At 39.3% G+C, this 17240-nt stretch carries 19 protein-coding genes; 4 read left to right on the top strand and 15 right to left on the bottom strand.

All coding sequences use genetic code 11. The annotated features are described in order from the left end of the window. Positions 1–143: 143 nt before the first annotated feature. From secA to ACULLG_RS14750, 7 genes are all read right to left on the bottom strand, one after another. On the bottom strand, positions 144–3506 hold the full coding sequence (gene secA, locus ACULLG_RS14780; protein ID WP_452127570.1) for a preprotein translocase subunit SecA: 3363 nt from the start codon (positions 3504–3506) through the stop codon (positions 144–146). Positions 3507–3640: 134 nt separating this feature from the next. After that, on the bottom strand, positions 3641–3865 hold the full coding sequence (locus tag ACULLG_RS14775; RefSeq protein ID WP_013551418.1) for a DUF2795 domain-containing protein: 225 nt from the start codon (positions 3863–3865) through the stop codon (positions 3641–3643). Between the two features lie 124 nt (positions 3866–3989). After that, entirely contained in the window at positions 3990–4547 is a 558-nt protein-coding gene (locus ACULLG_RS14770; protein ID WP_452127569.1) for a cob(I)yrinic acid a,c-diamide adenosyltransferase, read from the bottom strand. An 82-nt stretch (positions 4548–4629) separates the two neighbouring features. Then, complete coding sequence (locus ACULLG_RS14765) at positions 4630–4773, bottom strand: hypothetical protein (RefSeq protein WP_452127568.1); 144 nt, start codon at positions 4771–4773, stop codon at positions 4630–4632. 32 nt (positions 4774–4805) lie between these two features. Beyond that, a complete protein-coding gene (locus ACULLG_RS14760) occupies positions 4806–5306 on the bottom strand; it encodes a hypothetical protein (RefSeq protein WP_452127567.1) in 501 nt (166 codons plus the stop codon). Between the two features lie 44 nt (positions 5307–5350). Continuing rightward, positions 5351–7225 carry an ABC-F family ATP-binding cassette domain-containing protein gene (locus tag ACULLG_RS14755; protein ID WP_452127566.1) on the bottom strand — a complete coding sequence of 625 codons (1875 nt, stop codon included), beginning with the start codon at positions 7223–7225 and terminating at the stop codon, positions 5351–5353. Between the two features lie 22 nt (positions 7226–7247). Further along, positions 7248–8417, bottom strand: a complete 1170-nt coding sequence (locus tag ACULLG_RS14750; protein WP_452127565.1) for a lipoprotein N-acyltransferase Lnb domain-containing protein — start codon at positions 8415–8417, stop codon at positions 7248–7250. A gap of 100 nt (positions 8418–8517) precedes the next feature. Here ACULLG_RS14750 and ACULLG_RS14745 point away from each other — a divergent pair, with 100 nt between their 5' ends. Together ACULLG_RS14745 and ACULLG_RS14740 are read left to right on the top strand one after the other, a co-directional pair. Next, a complete protein-coding gene (locus ACULLG_RS14745) occupies positions 8518–9264 on the top strand; it encodes a CDP-alcohol phosphatidyltransferase family protein (protein ID WP_452127564.1) in 747 nt (248 codons plus the stop codon). Between the two features lie 71 nt (positions 9265–9335). After that, positions 9336–9941, top strand: coding sequence for a hypothetical protein (locus ACULLG_RS14740; protein ID WP_452127563.1), 606 nt, complete (start codon positions 9336–9338; stop codon positions 9939–9941). A gap of 5 nt (positions 9942–9946) precedes the next feature. Here the strand turns inward: ACULLG_RS14740 and lptB are convergent, their stop codons facing one another. The 4 genes from lptB to ACULLG_RS14720 are packed head-to-tail and all read right to left on the bottom strand — an operon-like array spanning position 9947 to position 12886. After that, on the bottom strand, positions 9947–10687 hold the full coding sequence (gene lptB / locus ACULLG_RS14735; protein ID WP_452127562.1) for an LPS export ABC transporter ATP-binding protein: 741 nt from the start codon (positions 10685–10687) through the stop codon (positions 9947–9949). Positions 10688–10744: 57 nt separating this feature from the next. Then, positions 10745–11095 (bottom strand): carboxymuconolactone decarboxylase family protein, encoded by a 351-nt coding sequence (locus ACULLG_RS14730; RefSeq protein ID WP_452127561.1) that lies wholly within the window; start codon positions 11093–11095, stop codon positions 10745–10747. Further along, a complete protein-coding gene (gene tatC / locus ACULLG_RS14725; RefSeq protein ID WP_452127560.1) occupies positions 11085–11921 on the bottom strand; it encodes a twin-arginine translocase subunit TatC in 837 nt (278 codons plus the stop codon). Before tatC ends, ACULLG_RS14730 begins: the two co-directional genes overlap by 11 nt. Then, positions 11921–12886 (bottom strand): KpsF/GutQ family sugar-phosphate isomerase, encoded by a 966-nt coding sequence (locus ACULLG_RS14720; RefSeq protein ID WP_452127559.1) that lies wholly within the window; start codon positions 12884–12886, stop codon positions 11921–11923. Before ACULLG_RS14720 ends, tatC begins: the two co-directional genes overlap by 1 nt. Positions 12887–13076: 190 nt before the next feature. Here ACULLG_RS14720 and recQ point away from each other — a divergent pair, with 190 nt between their 5' ends. After that, positions 13077–15278, top strand: coding sequence for a DNA helicase RecQ (recQ, locus tag ACULLG_RS14715; protein ID WP_452127558.1), 2202 nt, complete (start codon positions 13077–13079; stop codon positions 15276–15278). On the opposite strand, the gene ACULLG_RS14710 is transcribed toward recQ, so the two are convergent. From ACULLG_RS14710 to ACULLG_RS14695, 4 genes are read right to left on the bottom strand one after another with little or no spacing between them, the layout of a single operon-like run. Next, the gene (locus ACULLG_RS14710; RefSeq protein WP_452127557.1) at positions 15275–15670 is read right to left on the bottom strand and encodes a DUF2752 domain-containing protein; all 396 of its coding nucleotides are present in this window, start codon (positions 15668–15670) and stop codon (positions 15275–15277) included. The two genes, recQ and ACULLG_RS14710, sit on opposite strands and share 4 nt — an antisense overlap. Next, positions 15654–15941: a CD225/dispanin family protein gene (locus ACULLG_RS14705; RefSeq protein WP_452127556.1), complete on the bottom strand. Its 288-nt coding sequence runs from the start codon at positions 15939–15941 to the stop codon at positions 15654–15656. The genes ACULLG_RS14710 and ACULLG_RS14705 overlap by 17 nt, the downstream gene beginning before the upstream one ends. A 13-nt stretch (positions 15942–15954) precedes the next feature. After that, complete coding sequence (locus ACULLG_RS14700) at positions 15955–16281, bottom strand: CCC motif membrane protein (protein WP_452127555.1); 327 nt, start codon at positions 16279–16281, stop codon at positions 15955–15957. Between the two features lie 10 nt (positions 16282–16291). After that, complete coding sequence (locus tag ACULLG_RS14695) at positions 16292–16696, bottom strand: DUF2752 domain-containing protein (protein ID WP_452127554.1); 405 nt, start codon at positions 16694–16696, stop codon at positions 16292–16294. A gap of 2 nt (positions 16697–16698) precedes the next feature. Between ACULLG_RS14695 and ACULLG_RS14690 the strand changes: the two genes are divergently transcribed. Continuing rightward, entirely contained in the window at positions 16699–17235 is a 537-nt protein-coding gene (locus ACULLG_RS14690; RefSeq protein WP_452127553.1) for a Smr/MutS family protein, read from the top strand. The last annotated feature ends 5 nt before the right edge of the window (positions 17236–17240 follow it).

Raw genomic sequence — 17240 nt, 5'->3', positions numbered from 1 at the left:
TGCTTCTACTACAAAATCTTTAAAAGATGGTAGCAAAAATACCTTAATATGGGGAGTTTAATCTGTAAATCTAAATATGTTTTTGGTATAATCAAAAACGACAGCCACAAATGACTGTCGTTTATCACAATTATTTTTTTAGGTTACTCGTCTAGCAATACCCACTCTCCCTTATCGATTAGAGGTTCGGCCTGTTTGTATTTTACCGTTTTGCTTTCGCCGGACATGATGTTTTTGATCGTGACCCTATCGTTTCGGCCAATTTTTGGCTTTTCCCTTACAATGGTCTCCGTAACCTGGGGTCTTCTGCCCTGGGTTTGTCCTGCGGCTCTATTTTGAGCTGCAAGTTCATCACTGTTCGGTATTTCTTCCTTGGTTGTTTTTAAATTTTCCTTCGGTCTTCTTACGTTTCTAGCTTCTTGGATAGGGTTAGCGTTCTCCGAAGGCAATTCCCCTTTGAACAAGAAAGAAATAATTTCCTTGTTCACCTTATCAATCATTTCTTTGAATAGCTCAAAAGCCTCAAATTTATAGATCAAAAGTGGGTCTTTTTGCTCATGTACCGCCAACTGTACAGACTGCTTCAATTCGTCCATTTTACGAAGATGTGTTTTCCACGAATCATCAATGATGGCCAAGGAAATATTTTTCTCGAAATCCGTGATCAATTGCGTTCCATTACTGTTGTATGCTGATTCCAGATTGGTAACCACATTTAATGTCTTGATTCCATCGGTAAAAGGAACCACAATGCGTTCAAATTTGTTGGATTGATCTTCGTAGACTTTTTTGATAACAGGAAAGGCCACCGTTGCGCTTCGCTCCATTTTTTGTTGATAGAAATCGTAAGCGACCTTGTAAACCGTATTCGCGATTTCTTGAAAACTCAACCTTTTAAACTCTTCTTCATTGACCGGAGAGGTTATAGAGAAATATTTGATGAGCTCAAACTCGAAGTTTTTGAAATCATCGGCCATTTTATTGGTTTCGGCAATGACTTCGCAGGTGTCATAGATCATGTTAGCCACATCAACCTTCAATCGTTCACCCTGAAGGGCATGACGTCTTCTTTTGTACACCACCTCACGCTGGGCGTTCATTACATCATCATATTCCAATAGACGTTTACGGATACCAAAGTTGTTTTCCTCAACTTTCTTTTGAGCGCGTTCTATGGATTTTGTCATCATGGAATGCTGAATTACTTCACCCTCTTCCAATCCCATACGGTCCATCATTTTGGCGACTCGGTCAGAGCCAAACAAACGCATTAGGTTGTCTTCCAATGAAACATAGAATTGAGAGCTTCCCACATCTCCCTGACGACCGGAACGTCCACGTAGCTGTCTGTCCACACGTCTGGAGTCGTGTCGTTCGGTTCCTACGATGGCCAAACCACCTGCGGCTTTTACTTCGTCACTCAATTTAATGTCGGTTCCACGACCTGCCATGTTGGTAGCAATGGTCACAATACCACCTTTACCTGCTTCAGCAACGATATCGGCCTCTTTTTTATGCAATTTGGCGTTCAATACATTATGCGGAACTTTGCGAACACTTAATAATTTTGAGAGCAATTCTGATATTTCAACAGAAGTAGTACCAATCAAAACAGGTCTGCCCGCCTGTGAAAGTGCGGTTACCTCTTCAATAATGGCATTGTATTTTTCTCGTTTGGTCTTGTAGATCAAATCGTGACGGTCATCCCGAGCGATTGGACGGTTGGTTGGAATCTCCATCACATCCAACTTGTAGATTTCCCAGAATTCCCCAGCTTCTGTAACAGCGGTACCTGTCATGCCAGCCAGTTTGTTGTACATTCTGAAGTAATTCTGAAGTGTAATGGTCGCAAAAGTTTGGGTCATGGCCTCAATTTTTACGTTTTCCTTCGCCTCAATGGCTTGGTGCAACCCGTCCGAATAACGACGCCCATCCATAATACGTCCGGTTTGCTCATCAACGATCATTACCTTGTTGTCCATAACCACATACTCCACATCCTTTTCGAATAGGGTATAGGCCTTGAGCAATTGACTCATGGTGTGGATACGTTCACTTTTTACAGCAAAATCTTTAAAAAGTTCTTCTTTGAGCTCGGCTTCTTTTTCGATTTCCAGGTTTTGTTCTTCAATCTTTGCAATTTCACCTCCAATGTCAGGCATGACAAAGAAATCTTTGTCCTGATCACCGGAAATGTGATCGACTCCTTTGTCCGTTAACTCAAGCTGATTGTTCTTTTCATCAATGGTGAACAATAGATCGGCATCTACCTTGGGCATCTCCCGATTATTGTCCTGCATATAGAAGTTTTCTGTTTTCTGAAGCAGTTGTTTTACGCCTTCTTCACTCAAAAACTTGATGAGTGCCTTGTTTTTTGGTAAACCTCTGTGCACACGAAGCAAAAGGAAACCTCCTTCTTTGGTATCTCCTTCTTTAATCAATTTTTTGGCCTCAGCTAACACTCCTGTTAAATGTTGACGCTGCTTTTGAACGATATCGGAAACCTTTGGTTTCAATTCATTAAACTCGTGTCGGTCACCTTCAGGGACAGGTCCAGATATGATCAAGGGCGTTCTTGCGTCATCAATCAAAACAGAATCCACCTCATCCACAATAGCGTAATGATGCGGTGGCTGAACCAAATCGCCAGGGGTGTGTGCCATATTATCCCGGAGATAGTCAAAACCGAACTCGTTGTTGGTTCCGTAGGTGATATCGGCATTATAAGCGGCCCTTCTTCCTTCGGAATTGGGTTGGTGCTTATCGATACAATCCACAGAAAGTCCATGAAATTCAAAAATAGGGGCCATCCAAGCGCTATCTCTTTTTGCCAAATAATCGTTTACGGTAACCAAATGGGCTCCTTTTCCTGATAATGCGTTAAGATAGAGTGGGAGTGTGGCCACTAAGGTCTTTCCCTCACCGGTCTGCATTTCAGCAATTTTACCTTGATGTAAGGTGATACCACCGATTAATTGCACATCGTAATGGATCATGTCCCATGTAACTTCCTTTCCAGCTGCATCCCATGAATTTTTCCATACCGCACTGTCGCCTTCAAGCATAACATAATCTTTGGAACCTGAAAGAGCACGATCAAATTCTGTTGCTATAACGGTAAGGGTCTCATTGTCGGCAAATCGTTTTGCTGTTTCCTTTACAACGGCGAAGGCCTCGGGCAAAAGGGTGTTTAAGGTATCTTCAGAAATTTTATAGGCTTCCTCGTTAAGCTTATCAATTTCACTATAGATCTCCTCATTTCGGTCTATATCTGTTGAATTTTGGATTTCTTCACGAAGCTGCGCTATTTTGTCATTGATTTCTTTGCAGTCTTCCTGAATTTGTGCTTTAAAGGCAACTGTTTTTTGTCTTAGTTCGTCGTGGGTAAGTCCTTCGAGTTGTTGTTCAAAGGATTTTATTTCTTTTACCAAAGGTTGTAACGCCTTAACGTCTTTCTCGGATTTATCTCCTACAAAAACCTTTAGTACGGAATTGATAAAGCTCATGAATAATTTTTCTTTTGGATTGCAAAAGCCGTTCCATTGTAAAGAGTGGTCGGAAACCTTTTGCTAGGCTGCCAAAATTACATAAAAAAAAGCCTCAAATGAGACTTTTTAGTAGTGTTTGTGTTTTTTGAAATCTAATACTCGTCCTCATTCCAGAGGTAATCTTCCTCAGTGGGATAGTCGGGCCATATTTCCTCGATGGACTCGTAAATTTCGCCACCTTCCTCTTCCATGGATTGTAAATTTTCTACAACTTCCAACGGAGCTCCGGTACGGATGGCATAATCTATTAATTCGTCTTTGGTGGCTGGCCAAGGCGCATCACTTAAATATGAAGCTAATTCTAATGTCCAGTACATAGTAACGGTTTGATTTTAAATTTTTTGCAAAAATAATTTTTAAACCCAATTTGCCAAGCAAAATCGAAATTATTTGAAAAATATTTTCTGCATATTAATGTGTAACGTAGAAAATTCGGATTTATTAGTCCAATTTTTCAGGAATCCATTTCACCTCATGGGCCTGCAAATCCTTTGACAACTTTCGTGCCAATACAAAAAGGTAATCTGAAAGTCTGTTAACATATGAGAGCAAGTTGTGGGGCAGTGGCTCATTTTCATTAAGGTAAGAAACCATACGCTCAGCTCTGCGACAAATGGTTCTGGCGATATGACAGTATGACACGGTAGTGTGCCCACCTGGGAGTATAAAATGTGTCATTTCAGGAAGTCCTTCATTCATTTGGTCCATTTCTTTCTCTAGAAAAGTGATGTCATCTTCTGAAATTTTAGGAATCTTCAGTCGATTCTCCTTTTTTGGTTCCGTGGCCAAAATAGCGCCAACGGTGAACAATTTATTTTGGATGAGTGCCAACACTTCTTTAGAGTGAGCATCTATTTCTTGATCACGAACCAGGCCCAAAAAAGAGTTGAGTTCGTCAATTGTGCCATAACTTTCAATGCGAATGTGGTGCTTGGGTACTCTTTTCCCTGTAAAAAGTGCAGTGGTACCTTTATCTCCTGTTTTGGTATAGATTTTCATTTTTTCAATTGTCAGTTAACAATTAACAATGTCCAATTAGCAATGTGTAGATGGCTATTGATAATTGATCATTGATAACTGTTTAATTGCGATCGTCGTGTTTTCGTTTTCCATCCATGAATTTTCTGGATTTGCGCTCTCGTCTTCCCTGTTTGTTCTTGAAAAGAACCGCCAAGTAAATAATGGCCAAAACCCCAAGAACGTAATAAATTACATTGCCTTCCATATGAGAATTCTTTGTTTCTTAAAATTACTTCATTAAATCCGGATGATGAAATGTTCTTTGACCTGTTCCCTACGGATAAAAAGTGCCCCACAATGAAACATATCAATGCTGACGGTAATGTTCGAGTTTTGAGTCAAGCTTTTCCATTGCTCTTCTTTTTCTTGATTGGAATGGATGCCGTTGATTAGAATCATACTGTCGTTGTGCAGTTTTTGCCCAGAAAGAAGTTGATTAAATGTATTTTGATTCAAATCGTTGGTAAATAACATGTCCACCCTATTTGAGTTAAATTTTAATTCGGGATGGTTGTTCAGAATAATAGGCTTTAATACAGAATTCTCTGGAATTTGAATATGCTCAAAATCAAAGTAATCAATACTTTTTAACAGCACATCAATTCCTTTCTTTTTATCATATTTTTTTTTGGAGTACAAACACTTTGTCACAAAAGCAAATACAAAAGGAGAGTGCACTCCATGTTGATTGCTGGACTTTAAAAGGAATTTGAAATATGATTTTAGTTTGAAAAGCATGAGTCCATTTTAAGAACACTCTTCGACGAGCTCAGTGTGACGATCTATCCTTCTAATATTGCCGATAATTCAAACCAACGCTCTGTTTTTTCTTCTAAAGTGTTTGAGATTTCTTTGAGTTCGATGGATAATTGATTGATTTCTTCCCCGGATAAACTTGAATCAGCAAATTTGTTTTGAAATGCGTTTTTCTGTTCTTCCAACTTTTGGATTTCCTTTTCTAGCCTATTGTATTCCTTTTGTTCTGCGTAGGATAATTTTTTTGAATTATCTTTTTCCTTCCAAGATGTCTTTTCAACCTTTTCCAAGGTACTTTTGGCTTCGCGTTCAGCGATAATCCTGCTATTTTCGTAGGCCCTATAATCTGAATAATTTCCTGGAAAATCTTCGATCACCCCATTCCCTTTAAAAACAAACAAGTGGTCTACGATTTTGTCCATAAAATAACGATCGTGCGATACGACGATCAAACATCCTGGGAAATCCAATAGAAAACTTTCCAAAATATTCAACGTTACAATATCAAGATCATTTGTGGGCTCATCCAAAATCAAAAAGTTTGGGTTTTGAATGAGTACAGTACACAAATACAATCGTTTTCGTTCCCCTCCACTCAGTTTTTCAACAAAATCGTACTGTTTTTTTCGGTCAAATAAAAACCGTTCCAAGAGCTGTTGGGCAGAAATCTGCTTGCCTTTTTTTAGAGGGATGTAATCGCCGAACTCACGGATTACATCAATAACTTTTTGCCCTTCTTTAACAGGAATTCCTTTTTGCGTGTAATATCCAAATTTTAAAGTGTCACCCACAACCACTTTTCCTCCATCTATGGATTCTTGTTGGGTTAGAATATTTAGAAAAGTTGATTTTCCGGTTCCATTTTGCCCTATTATACCGACCCGTTCACCTTTGGTGAAATTATATTCGAACTTTTCTAAAATGACTTTGTCTCCATAGAATTTTGAGACATTGTGAAGCTCCAGGATTTTGGTCCCCAAACGTTCCATATTCAATTCGAGCTGAATCTGATGGTCTACCCGACGTTGATGTGCCTTTTTTTTGATTTCTTTGAAATCATCGATGCGGGACTTGGATTTTGTGGTCCTCGCTTTGGGTTGCCTTCGCATCCAATCCAATTCCTTTTTAAAAAGGAGTTTGGACTTATGTTGTTCCATCTCCTCACGCTCCATTCTACCTTCTTTTTCACGCAGGTAATATGAATAATTGCCTTTGTAGCTGTACAATTGGTTATTGTCCAATTCAATAATCTCGTTACATACCCTTTCCAAAAAATAGCGGTCGTGTGTGACCATGAAGAGTGTTATATTCTCTTTGGAGAAATAGGCTTCGAGCCATTCTATCATTTCTAGGTCCAAATGGTTGGTTGGCTCATCCAAAATAAGCAGGTCGGGCTTGTTGAGCAGTGCATTGGCAAGGGCCAATCGTTTTTTTTGTCCTCCGGAGAGATTACCAACTTTCAAATCCAATTGGTCCAGATGTAGCTTATAAAGGATTTGCTTGTACTGGGTCTCGAAATCCCAACCATTATGGCGTTCCATGGCTTCGAAAGCCCTTTGGTATTGTTCAGATTCGTCGGGATTTTGAACAGCTTTCTCGTAATCTGCTATGATTTTTAAAATGGGATTATCCGAACTGAAAATAGTTTCTTCAACCGTTAAATTGGGATTCAGATTAGGTTCCTGTTCCAAAAATGCAATTTGAATGCCCTTTCTTTGAGTAACCTGACCAGTTTCTGAGTTGTCCTTGCCGGAAATGATATTGAGAATTGAAGTCTTCCCACTTCCATTTTTGGCAACCAGGGCAATTTTTTGCTCCTTGTTGATTCCAAATGAAATATTGGAAAAGAGCACCAGCTCTCCATACGATTTAGAAATATTCTCAACGGTCAATAAATTCATTGGCTCAATTTACGGTCTAGAATCAAACCCTTAAAAATTTTAGTAAGAAAACGTAGCGAACGGCCAACGTAAGCAAAATTAGAATTAACAAGGGTGAAAAACTCTGGATATTAAAAATCCAAACCAATACAGTCAACGCTAGTAATCCTAGAAGTACTTTTAGATATTTGGAAAACCAATCGGGCAATTTGCTTTGAAAAATGTAAATGAACGCAATTGCAAAATTAAATGGAAAGGCCCAGAGCAGATTGAAATTTTTTGGAGTGGATGTGTGGTCGGCGCCAAACCAAATCAATGCGAGAACAAGGCCTATAAAACCCGTGACAAGGAAGAGTGAGAAATCCAACCACCTGCTTCGAGAACCATGCTTGTGGTCAAGATAGGTTATTGTAGCAGTAAATAAGAACAACAATGTAAACCAGAATAGGGGTGAAAGCGGAAAGAAATTGTCGACATCAAATTCATCATAATCCAAGATTGTCCGTTCTCGTTGTACCAGTGGTTTACCATTTTTGGTAGTGTTGGTCAACTGTTGCATCGCATAAGAGGGCAGAAAAGTGTGTTCTTTTACTGTGGCTTTTCGGTCCACAACGGACCCAAAGGCTACATCAATGCCAAAAGAGGACCAAGAATTGGTTGCCAAGTTTTGCCTTACCAACTCTCTAAAAGAGTATTGTTTGTCAAGGTACGATCCATCAAAAACAATCGCATCACCAAACTGTTGTTTTAGAATATCCCCAACCATGCTAGAGCAATTATTAAGCAAGGGATCGTACAAATAATCTCTGTTTTGAGGCAAATAATTGTTTTCCAAAAAGGCAAACAGTTTATTTTTTTCATGCAAATCCAAATCCAAGATCTGCTCTTTTACCCACCTTCTTTCCATTTCATAGGCAAAAAGGAATCTGTCGAACCTACTTCGGGACAGGGAATAAATCAATCTACCCTTAACAAAGTTCAGATAGAAATTGGGTCGATTAAAATCAAAGGTGCCGTAGTTGTACACCACATCAATACCCAAAGTCGAATCTTGAACCCGGATGGCGGTATGACCGAAGGATGTGATCAGATCATCGCCCTTGGCGCAGGTGAGGACACTTATTTGCGATTTGCCGGTAAGCTGTGGAATTTGGGAAATTGCCTGATGCGCAAATGACAAAAGCAAAACCCAAAAGAAAATCCAATGCCTCATTTTTAATTTTATCTGGCAAATATCAGAATAAATCGTACATGATTGAACTGGAAAACGAAACACTTTGTTTTTTGCCTTATTTTTACCCAAAGCCTGACGCATGAAGCAATATATTCCAAATTTTATCACCCTTTTGAATCTTTTTAGTGGATGCATAGCAGCGGTTTTTGCCGTGCTTAACCAGTTGGAGATGGCCGCGTTGTTTGTGTGCATTGGAATATTTTTTGATTTTTTGGATGGATTTGCAGCCCGATTGCTCAATGTAAAAAGTGAAATTGGGGTGCAGCTAGATTCTTTGGCCGATATGGTCACCAGTGGATTGGTGCCTGGCATTGTGATGTTCCAATTGTTGAATATGGCGCATACTGGGGGATGGAATGGCATTTTTTCATGGGCTGAATCTACACACACACTATGGATTGGTGGTAAGGTGGCCCCGATAGCCTTTTTTGGGTTTGTAATTACGTTGGCCTCGGCATATCGATTGGCGAAATTCAATGTTGATGAGAACCAAGTGTCTTCATTTAAAGGATTGCCCACTCCGGCCAATGCACTTTTGATTCTGTCACTGCCCTTGATTTTATTGTATCATCAAAGCGATGCGCTAAACGGATTTATCTTGAACCAATGGTTTTTAATCGGACTTACGATATTGAGTGCCTATCTGCTTAATTCCAAAATTGAGCTTTTTGCCCTAAAATTTGAAAATTGGAGTTTTAAGGATAATGCAGTTCGCTACCTCTTTTTAATTGGAAGTGTGGTCATGCTGGTTACATTACAATTCTTGGCCTTGCCGTTGATCGTAATCTTGTATATTGTAAGCTCTTTCCTCAACAAACAAAATTAGATTAATCCGGATGTTGAAGCGCATCTTTAGATGCTTCAACCTTACTTGGACATCCTTAAAACGTAAATGTTATGAAGATGGTTCTAAGTTATTCCGTATGTTTTCTTTACGTAATGTGTATGTCCTTATGCGGTTGTCCTCCGGATGATTACGAGGAACATGTGGAATATGAAGCAATTATTCCCAATGTAGTTCAAATTGAAGGCGAAAAAACAGATTTTATTCAAGGAGATACATTGTTTTTGGCGGTTGAGGTCCCAAAAGTGGTTTCTGCGGAGGGGGAATTAATAGACCTACAAGATGATTTAAGAGTTCAATCTTGCCATTTTACATTAAAATTGAGCAAAATGGGAAGTTTTGCAAACCCCGCAGTGTTATCTCTTTCGGAAAACGAATTTGTAGTATTGGATGGAGATGCATATTTAGACGACTATGATAACTCGCGGATATATTGTAGTGCGATGTTTAACAATGAAAGTTTTGTGTTTCGTTTTGGAATTTTATTAAAGGAAAAGGGAAATTTTATCCTATCGCAATATGATCAGACCAAAAACGAATGGTTTTTTGTCTTTAGTGATGAAAAAGTTGAACAAAACATTCATGAAACAGTGATTGTAAAATCACCTTTGACAAGTGCAGGAAGTACAGACTTGGGATTGGAATTTACTGTGAATTAACTGGTCTAAAAATCCAATTTCTTTTTACGGAGCTCAAAGTTTTGCCCCAAATAAACCTTTCGGACCATTTCATCTACAGCCAATTCTTCGGGAACACCAGCTTTTAAGATTCCACCTTCGAACATTAGGTAAGAGCGTTCCGTAATGGCCAAAGTTTCCTGCACATTATGATCTGTGATTAAAATACCAATATTCTTGTTTTTCAATTGGGCCACAATGCGTTGAATGTCTTCCACGGCTACGGGGTCAACTCCGGCAAAAGGCTCATCCAATAAAATAAATTTGGGGTCGGTGGCCAGGGCGCGAGCAATTTCGGTTCGCCTGCGCTCCCCGCCAGAAAGTAAATCGCCCCTATTTTTTCGGATATGCCCCAAACCGAACTCATCGATCAGGGATTCCATTTTCATATGCTGCTCCTTTTTGCTCAATTTGGTAAGCTGCAGCACACTCAAAATATTTTTTTCAATACTGAGTTTGCGAAAAACTGAAGCTTCTTGAGCCAAATAGCCAATTCCATTCTGTGCACGCTTGTACATGGGAAAGGTGGTGATTTCCATGTCGTCCAAGAAAATTTGGCCTCCGTTGGGTTTGATCAAACCAACGATCATATAAAATGAAGTGGTCTTACCTGCACCATTGGGTCCCAACAATCCAACAATCTCCCCTTGGTTTACTTCCAGGGAAATGCCCTTTACAACCTTTCGGCCCCTATAGGCCTTCATGATATTTTCGGCTCTTAACTTCATAAGAATTCGCCAAAACTAAGCATATTCTCTTTTTGGGTCATGGACTTTGGGATTTTTTTATGCCTCATTTTCTTCCAGTGCCTCCCAGTACTCAAAAGCCCTACGTAGGTGCGGAATTACAATGGTGCCTCCAATGAGGGTTGCAATACCCAATGTTTCCATAACTTCCTCCTTGGTAGCTCCTTGGTCTTTGGAACTTTCCAAATGATATTTTACGCAATCATCGCAACGCATGACTGCAGAGGCTACCAAACCTAACAATTCTTTGGTCTTGACATCCAAAGCGCCCTCCATAAACGCATTGGTGTCCAAATTGAAAATTCGTTTGATGAGCTTATTGTTTTCGGCCAACAATTTATCATTCATTTTGGCCCGGTATGCATTGAACTCTTCTACTTTATTTGGCATTTTCTTGTGCTTTTTTAGCTTCTTTTTTTACCACAACTTTTGAAATGTAAATACTGACTTGATATAGAATCAAAACTGGTATGGCCACCACAATTTGACTTGTAACATCTGGAGGGGTAATGATTGCAGATAGGATTAAAACCATAACCAAAGCTATCTTTCTGTACTTTTTTAAAATCTCCGGAGTGACCAAACCTACTTTGGTAAGAAAGAAAATGACAATAGGAAGCTCGAACATAACCCCACAGGCGATAACCGACGCCCTTACCGTGGCAATAAATGAACTAATGTCAATTTCATTTAAAACCTCTTTACTAACCTGATAAGTACCTAAAAAGTTAATTGAAAGCGGAGCTACTACATAATATCCAAACAGTACACCTAGGAAAAATAGAAAAGAGGCTACCAAAATAAATCCCCTTGAATGTTTACGCTCATTTTCATGTAAACCGGGGCTGATAAACTTCCAAAGTTCCCATAGTACATATGGAAAGGCAATAATAAAACCTGCCCAAATGGAGGTCCAAATATGGGCGGAAAATTGCCCTGCCATGGTTCGGTTTTGAATAGTAAAAGGCAACGAATCAGCGCAGAATTCAGAATCGACACCAAAAAAAGTGGCTATTCTACAAAAGAATCGATAAGTTGGAAAATCCATTTTTTTTGGACCAAATAGAACAATATCGAAAATAAACTCTCTTGCCACAAATGCCACACAGGCAACAATTACTATTGCCAAGGTGGACCTTATTAGATGCCAGCGAAGTTCTTCCAAATGGTCCAAAAAGGACATTTCGTTGGGGTCGTTGTTGATTGTTTCTGCCATTATAGGATGCCCTCGTTTATAAGGTTATGAATATGGACAATCCCTGCATATGTGCCATTATCGAAAGCCAAAAGCTGGGAAATGCCGTTGTCCTGCAATATTTTAAGTGCTTTTACAGCCAAGGTATCCGTAGGTACGGATTTGGGATTGGCTGTCATGATATCTTTTGCTGTAAGCTCGCCGATATTATCATGCTTGCTAAGCATTCTTCGAATATCCCCATCGGTGACCACACCCACCACCTCGTTGTTCTCCATTACTGCGGTTACTCCAAGCATCTTTTCAGAGATTTCCACAATTACGTCTTTTACTCCAGAAGTTGAATCTACCTGTGGTTTTTGATTATTGACTACAATGTCGGCCACACGCAGGTATAATTTTTTGCCCAACGATCCACCTGGGTGATACTTTGCAAAGTCAGCACTGCTAAACCCCCTTAGTTCCAACAGACAAATGGCAAGAGCATCTCCCATGGCCATTTGGGCCGAAGTACTTGTGGTTGGCGCCAGATTATTTGGGCATGCTTCCTTTTCAACATAGGTGCTTAAAACAAAATCGGCCTGTTTGGCCAAGATTGAATCCATGTTTCCGGTCATTCCAACTAGCTTGTTCTTTCCAATTTTTATCAATGGAAGTAATGCTTTGATTTCAGGTGTATTTCCACTTTTTGAAATACAGACCACCACATCGTTGTCCTGAATAGTGCCAAGATCGCCATGTATGGCATCGGCCGCGTGCATAAAAACTGCTGGAGTGCCTGTGGAATTCAAAGTGGCTACAATTTTTGAAGCTATAATGGCACTTTTGCCAACTCCAGATACGATCACTCTTCCTTTGGATTCCAAAATATATTGAACCGCTTCGGCAAACTGATCATCGAGCTGGTCAATTAAATTTTCAATGGCCTTGCTTTCCGTTTCCAAGGTCCTTTTTGCAATGGATAGAATAGATTGGGTATCGCTCAACGTAATTAATGGATTATCTAAGTTGTATTCCTAAAAGAATGTCTTATATTTAAGTTTACAAAACTAAACAAACTATCTCTTACAAACCATTTATGGAAGTTAGAAAGCTTTTTCCATAAAATGGATATTCAAATTTTAAAAATTTCGCGACCTTCTACTTGGGTTGTTTGGTTAAAATGAAAAAACGGAAATGGGTTTGACGAACACCGATTTGCACTCTTCTCTAAAAAAATACTTTGGTTTTTCACAGTTTAAGGGGCTTCAAGAAAAAGTTATACATAACATTCTGGATAACAAGGATACGTTTGTGATTATGCCCACTGGGGGCGGTAAATCCTTATGTTATCAATTACCGGCATTGATGAAAGATGGAACGGCCATTGTTGTTTCCCCCTTGATCGCCTTAATGAAGAACCAGGTCGACGCCATTCGTGGGGTATCGGAACAGTGCGGTATTGCCCATGTACTCAATTCTTCGTTGACAAAGACAGAAGTGCGACAGGTAAAAGAGGATATTACCAACGGTGTTACCAAGTTACTTTATGTGGCACCCGAATCATTGACCAAAGAAGAAAATGTAGAATTTTTAAAAGGGGTTACCTTGTCCTTTGTCGCAGTAGATGAAGCGCATTGCATTTCGGAGTGGGGACATGATTTTAGACCTGAATATCGAAATCTAAAAAGCATCATCAACCGATTGGGTGATAATATCCCAATAATTGGGCTTACAGCTACCGCCACGCCCAAGGTCCAAGAAGATATTATCAAAAATTTGGGAATGACGGATGCCAAGGTGTTCAAAGCATCTTTCAATAGGCCAAATCTTTATTATGAAGTACGTCCAAAAACCCAAAATGTTGACGCAGATATTATCCGATTCATTAAACAAAATCTGGGTAAATCAGGAATCATTTATTGTTTGAGCCGAAAAAGGGTAGAAGAATTGGCCCAAGTGCTACAGGTTAATGGCATTAGTGCCGTTCCATATCACGCTGGATTTGATGCCAAGACCCGCTCCAAGTATCAAGATATGTTTTTGATGGAAGAGGTGGATGTCGTGGTCGCAACAATAGCCTTTGGAATGGGAATTGACAAGCCGGATGTACGCTTCGTAATCCATCACGATATTCCTAAAAGCATTGAAAGCTATTACCAAGAAACCGGAAGGGCTGGCCGCGATGGAGGTGAAGGACATTGTTTGGCCTTCTACTCTTATAAGGATATCGAAAAGCTTGAAAAATTCATGTCGGGCAAACCTGTGGCCGAACAGGAAATAGGAAATGCCCTGTTGCAAGAAATTGTGGCCTATGCCGAAACATCAATGTCTCGTCGAAAATTCATTCTTCATTATTTTGGGGAGGAGTTTGATGAGGTCAAAGGAGAAGGTGCGGACATGGATGACAATACCCGAAACCCTAAGCAAAAAGAAGAAGCACAGGGAGAAGTTGAAAAACTTTTGAGCGTTGTAAGGGATACCAAGGAAAAATTTAAAACCAAAGAGATTGTAAAGGTTTTGGTTGGGCAGGTTAATGCCATGATTTCTTCGCACAAGACCAACGAAAAGGATTTCTTCGGTATAGGTTCGGAAAGGGATGAAGCCTACTGGATGGCGCTGACCCGCCAAGTGTTGGTTGCCGGATTGCTCAAAAAGGAGATTGAGCAATATGGCATTTTGCATGTGACCAATGCAGGAAAATTGTTCTTGGGAAAGCCAAGTTCATTTATGATGACCAAAGATCATGTGTACAGTAAGGAAAATGACGAGGCCATAATCACAGCTGCTAAATCCCGTGGAGGGGGAGCAGATGATAATTTATTAAAACTGCTACGCGATTTGAGAAAACGGGAGGCCCAAAAAATGGAGGTGCCGCCGTTTGTTGTCTTTCAAGACCCCTCTTTGGACGATATGGCACTGAAATATCCTATCACCATGCCCGAACTATTGAATATTCATGGGGTGGGTGAAGGAAAAGCAAAGAAGTACGGAAAGCCCTTTATAGACCTCATATCAAAATATGTTGAGGAAAATGAAGTTATAAGGCCTGATGATCTTGTAGTTAAAAGTACAGGTGCCAATTCCGGTTTAAAGCTCTACATTATCCAAAATATTGATAGAAAATTACCACTCGACGATATTGCCTCGGCAAAGGGATTGGAATTGCCTGCGCTGATCAAGGAAATGGAGCAAATTGTGTTTAGTGGTACCAAGCTCAATATTGCCTATTGGATTGATGAAATTTTGGATGAAGATCAACAAGAAGAGATCCATGATTATTTTATTGAAGCGGAAACCGATTCTATTTCCGAAGCGGTGGATGAGTTTGATGGAGATTACGAAGACGAAGAACTTCGGCTTTATCGACTTAAATTTATCAGTGAAGTGGCCAACTAGGGCGCCAAATACTCAAAGGGGTAGAATCTCAAATTTCTAAGGACCATAAAAAGTAGCACTATAATGAGAACTATTATAGGTGTATATCTATGACTAAGAAGACTTCTTCCTTGGTAAATTCCTGATTTTACCGCAATATGTTGAAGAATGACCAGAATTGAAGGGAGCAGCAAAAAGTTGTGGCTCAGTGCATCCGTGATTCTCAGGTGTAACAAATCGTGAATTGCCCTCTGTGTTCCACAACCGGAACAATAGATACCTGCATAATTATAAAATGGACATTTTGGGAAAAGCCCATTTTCTGGATTAATAGAAAAATAAAGGAGTATTGCCAAAACTGACAATACTCCCAATATTGCAATAAGATATTTCTTTTTAGTAGTTACCGCCATTGGCCATTGCTCCTAAAAATGCAAACCCGAATATTGCCAAATAAATAATAATGATCACAACGGAGGCTCCTGCTCCGATCAAAGCCCACATTTTTGCATTTTTAGCTGCTTTTTCTGCTTCTTCGTACTCTCCCCGAGCATAGGCCTCATTTACTTTAGAGGCATAAATAATACTTGCTATTCCTGTTGGAAGGCAGCAAAAAATAGTACTTAAAATTGCCCAAACCAGATAATTGTTCGGTTTGGGAGGCATGTTTGAATTGTTTTCCATTTTGGTTGTTTAATTATTGGTATTGTTCTAAAATTTCGCGCATTTGTTCTGGATCCTGTAAAGCTTCCCATCCGAAGAAAGATATAGCCCAGATAACATAAATAAGAAATATCACATTGAGAATAACTCCTATGATGGCCAATATTTTTCCCGTTTTCACATTTTTGAACCCGTCATACATTTCTGGGTTTTCCTGATATAATTTGGTTGCCTTATTTGCTAAGACCAGGGCTATGATTCCGAAAATCAATCCAATAATTCCATAACAACAACAGGTTACTATTGAAATAATTCCGAAAACCAAGATTAATGTTGAATTTGGGAGTTTTTGTTGTTCCATAACTTAAGTTTTAATTAAAAAAGTTGTTCATTTTAATAATATAGCTGGTTACAATCGTGGCAGCAGTCAGTAGGATTAAAAATAACTTTATCTGATGCTCATTTCGATATTTTATAAAAAAGGTCGAGCCTAAAAAAGCTAAAAGAGCAAAAATTGGATAAATAGCTGGATACATCTTGAAAGCTGCCAAAAATTCCCCTTGAAAAAGCAATTGTATCGAACGTTGCATTCCACAGCCTGGGCAATCTATTCCCAACAATTTTTTATTTAGACAGGGAAGCATCAAATCCTCTGTGCCAATCAAAAAATAAATCAGTTGTGGGTACATGATTGCGGTTATCGCCAAGAAAAATACTACTATTTTTGCTATTGATATTAAACTTTCCCAAAAAAATACTGTTGAAATCCCAAACACGAATGTTTCATTTAGGTGATAAAGTGGAGGTGCTCGATGAAGCAATCTCTGGCATAATTGATGCTATGGACGGAAACGAGATAACCGTGTTGACCGATGATGGGTTTTTACTTAAATACAGTGCAAATGAATTGGTTAAAGTGGGAGAAAACATTCATGTGTCCAATATGGATGCAGCCAAGATAAAAGAGGAGAAAGCAGAACCTAAAAAAAAGATTGGTAAAAAACCGAAAATCAAAGAAAGGAATGCTCCTAAAATGGAGGTTGACCTACATATAAACCAATTGGTCAAATCATCTAAGGGATTAAGCAATTTTGACATCCTTAATCTTCAATTGGACATGGCCAAACGACAATTGGATTTTGCTATTGGCAAAAGAATTCAAAAAGTGGTTTTTATCCACGGAGTGGGAGAAGGGGTGCTCAAAGAGGAATTGAAATATCTTTTTAACAGGTACGACAATCTAAAGTGGTACGATGCGGATTATCAAAAATATGGTTTGGGCGCAACCGAAGTCTATATCTTTCAGAAAAACTGATTTCA

It is taken from the genome of Flagellimonas sp. 2504JD1-5 (assembly GCF_053618295.1).
The sequence above is the reverse complement of the archived record's forward strand: the minus strand, read 5'-3'. Positions and strand labels throughout refer to the sequence as shown.

Excerpts from the sequence above, each read along its gene's own strand:
- secA (WP_452127570.1), bottom strand. The coding sequence starts at position 3,506 with ATGAGCTTTATCAATTCCGTACTAAAGGTTTTTGTAGGAGATAAATCC.
- ACULLG_RS14775 (WP_013551418.1), bottom strand. The coding sequence starts at position 3,865 with ATGTACTGGACATTAGAATTAGCTTCATATTTAAGTGATGCGCCTTGG.
- ACULLG_RS14770 (WP_452127569.1), bottom strand. The coding sequence starts at position 4,547 with ATGAAAATCTATACCAAAACAGGAGATAAAGGTACCACTGCACTTTTT.
- ACULLG_RS14765 (WP_452127568.1), bottom strand. The coding sequence starts at position 4,773 with ATGGAAGGCAATGTAATTTATTACGTTCTTGGGGTTTTGGCCATTATT.
- ACULLG_RS14760 (WP_452127567.1), bottom strand. The coding sequence starts at position 5,306 with ATGCTTTTCAAACTAAAATCATATTTCAAATTCCTTTTAAAGTCCAGC.
- ACULLG_RS14755 (WP_452127566.1), bottom strand. The coding sequence starts at position 7,225 with ATGAATTTATTGACCGTTGAGAATATTTCTAAATCGTATGGAGAGCTG.
- ACULLG_RS14750 (WP_452127565.1), bottom strand. The coding sequence starts at position 8,417 with ATGAGGCATTGGATTTTCTTTTGGGTTTTGCTTTTGTCATTTGCGCAT.
- ACULLG_RS14745 (WP_452127564.1), top strand. The coding sequence starts at position 8,518 with ATGAAGCAATATATTCCAAATTTTATCACCCTTTTGAATCTTTTTAGT.
- ACULLG_RS14740 (WP_452127563.1), top strand. The coding sequence starts at position 9,336 with ATGAAGATGGTTCTAAGTTATTCCGTATGTTTTCTTTACGTAATGTGT.
- lptB (WP_452127562.1), bottom strand. The coding sequence starts at position 10,687 with ATGAAGTTAAGAGCCGAAAATATCATGAAGGCCTATAGGGGCCGAAAG.
- ACULLG_RS14730 (WP_452127561.1), bottom strand. The coding sequence starts at position 11,095 with ATGCCAAATAAAGTAGAAGAGTTCAATGCATACCGGGCCAAAATGAAT.
- tatC (WP_452127560.1), bottom strand. The coding sequence starts at position 11,921 with ATGGCAGAAACAATCAACAACGACCCCAACGAAATGTCCTTTTTGGAC.
- recQ (WP_452127558.1), top strand. The coding sequence starts at position 13,077 with ATGGGTTTGACGAACACCGATTTGCACTCTTCTCTAAAAAAATACTTT.
- ACULLG_RS14710 (WP_452127557.1), bottom strand. The coding sequence starts at position 15,670 with ATGGCGGTAACTACTAAAAAGAAATATCTTATTGCAATATTGGGAGTA.
- ACULLG_RS14705 (WP_452127556.1), bottom strand. The coding sequence starts at position 15,941 with ATGGAAAACAATTCAAACATGCCTCCCAAACCGAACAATTATCTGGTT.
- ACULLG_RS14700 (WP_452127555.1), bottom strand. The coding sequence starts at position 16,281 with ATGGAACAACAAAAACTCCCAAATTCAACATTAATCTTGGTTTTCGGA.
- ACULLG_RS14690 (WP_452127553.1), top strand. The coding sequence starts at position 16,699 with ATGTTTCATTTAGGTGATAAAGTGGAGGTGCTCGATGAAGCAATCTCT.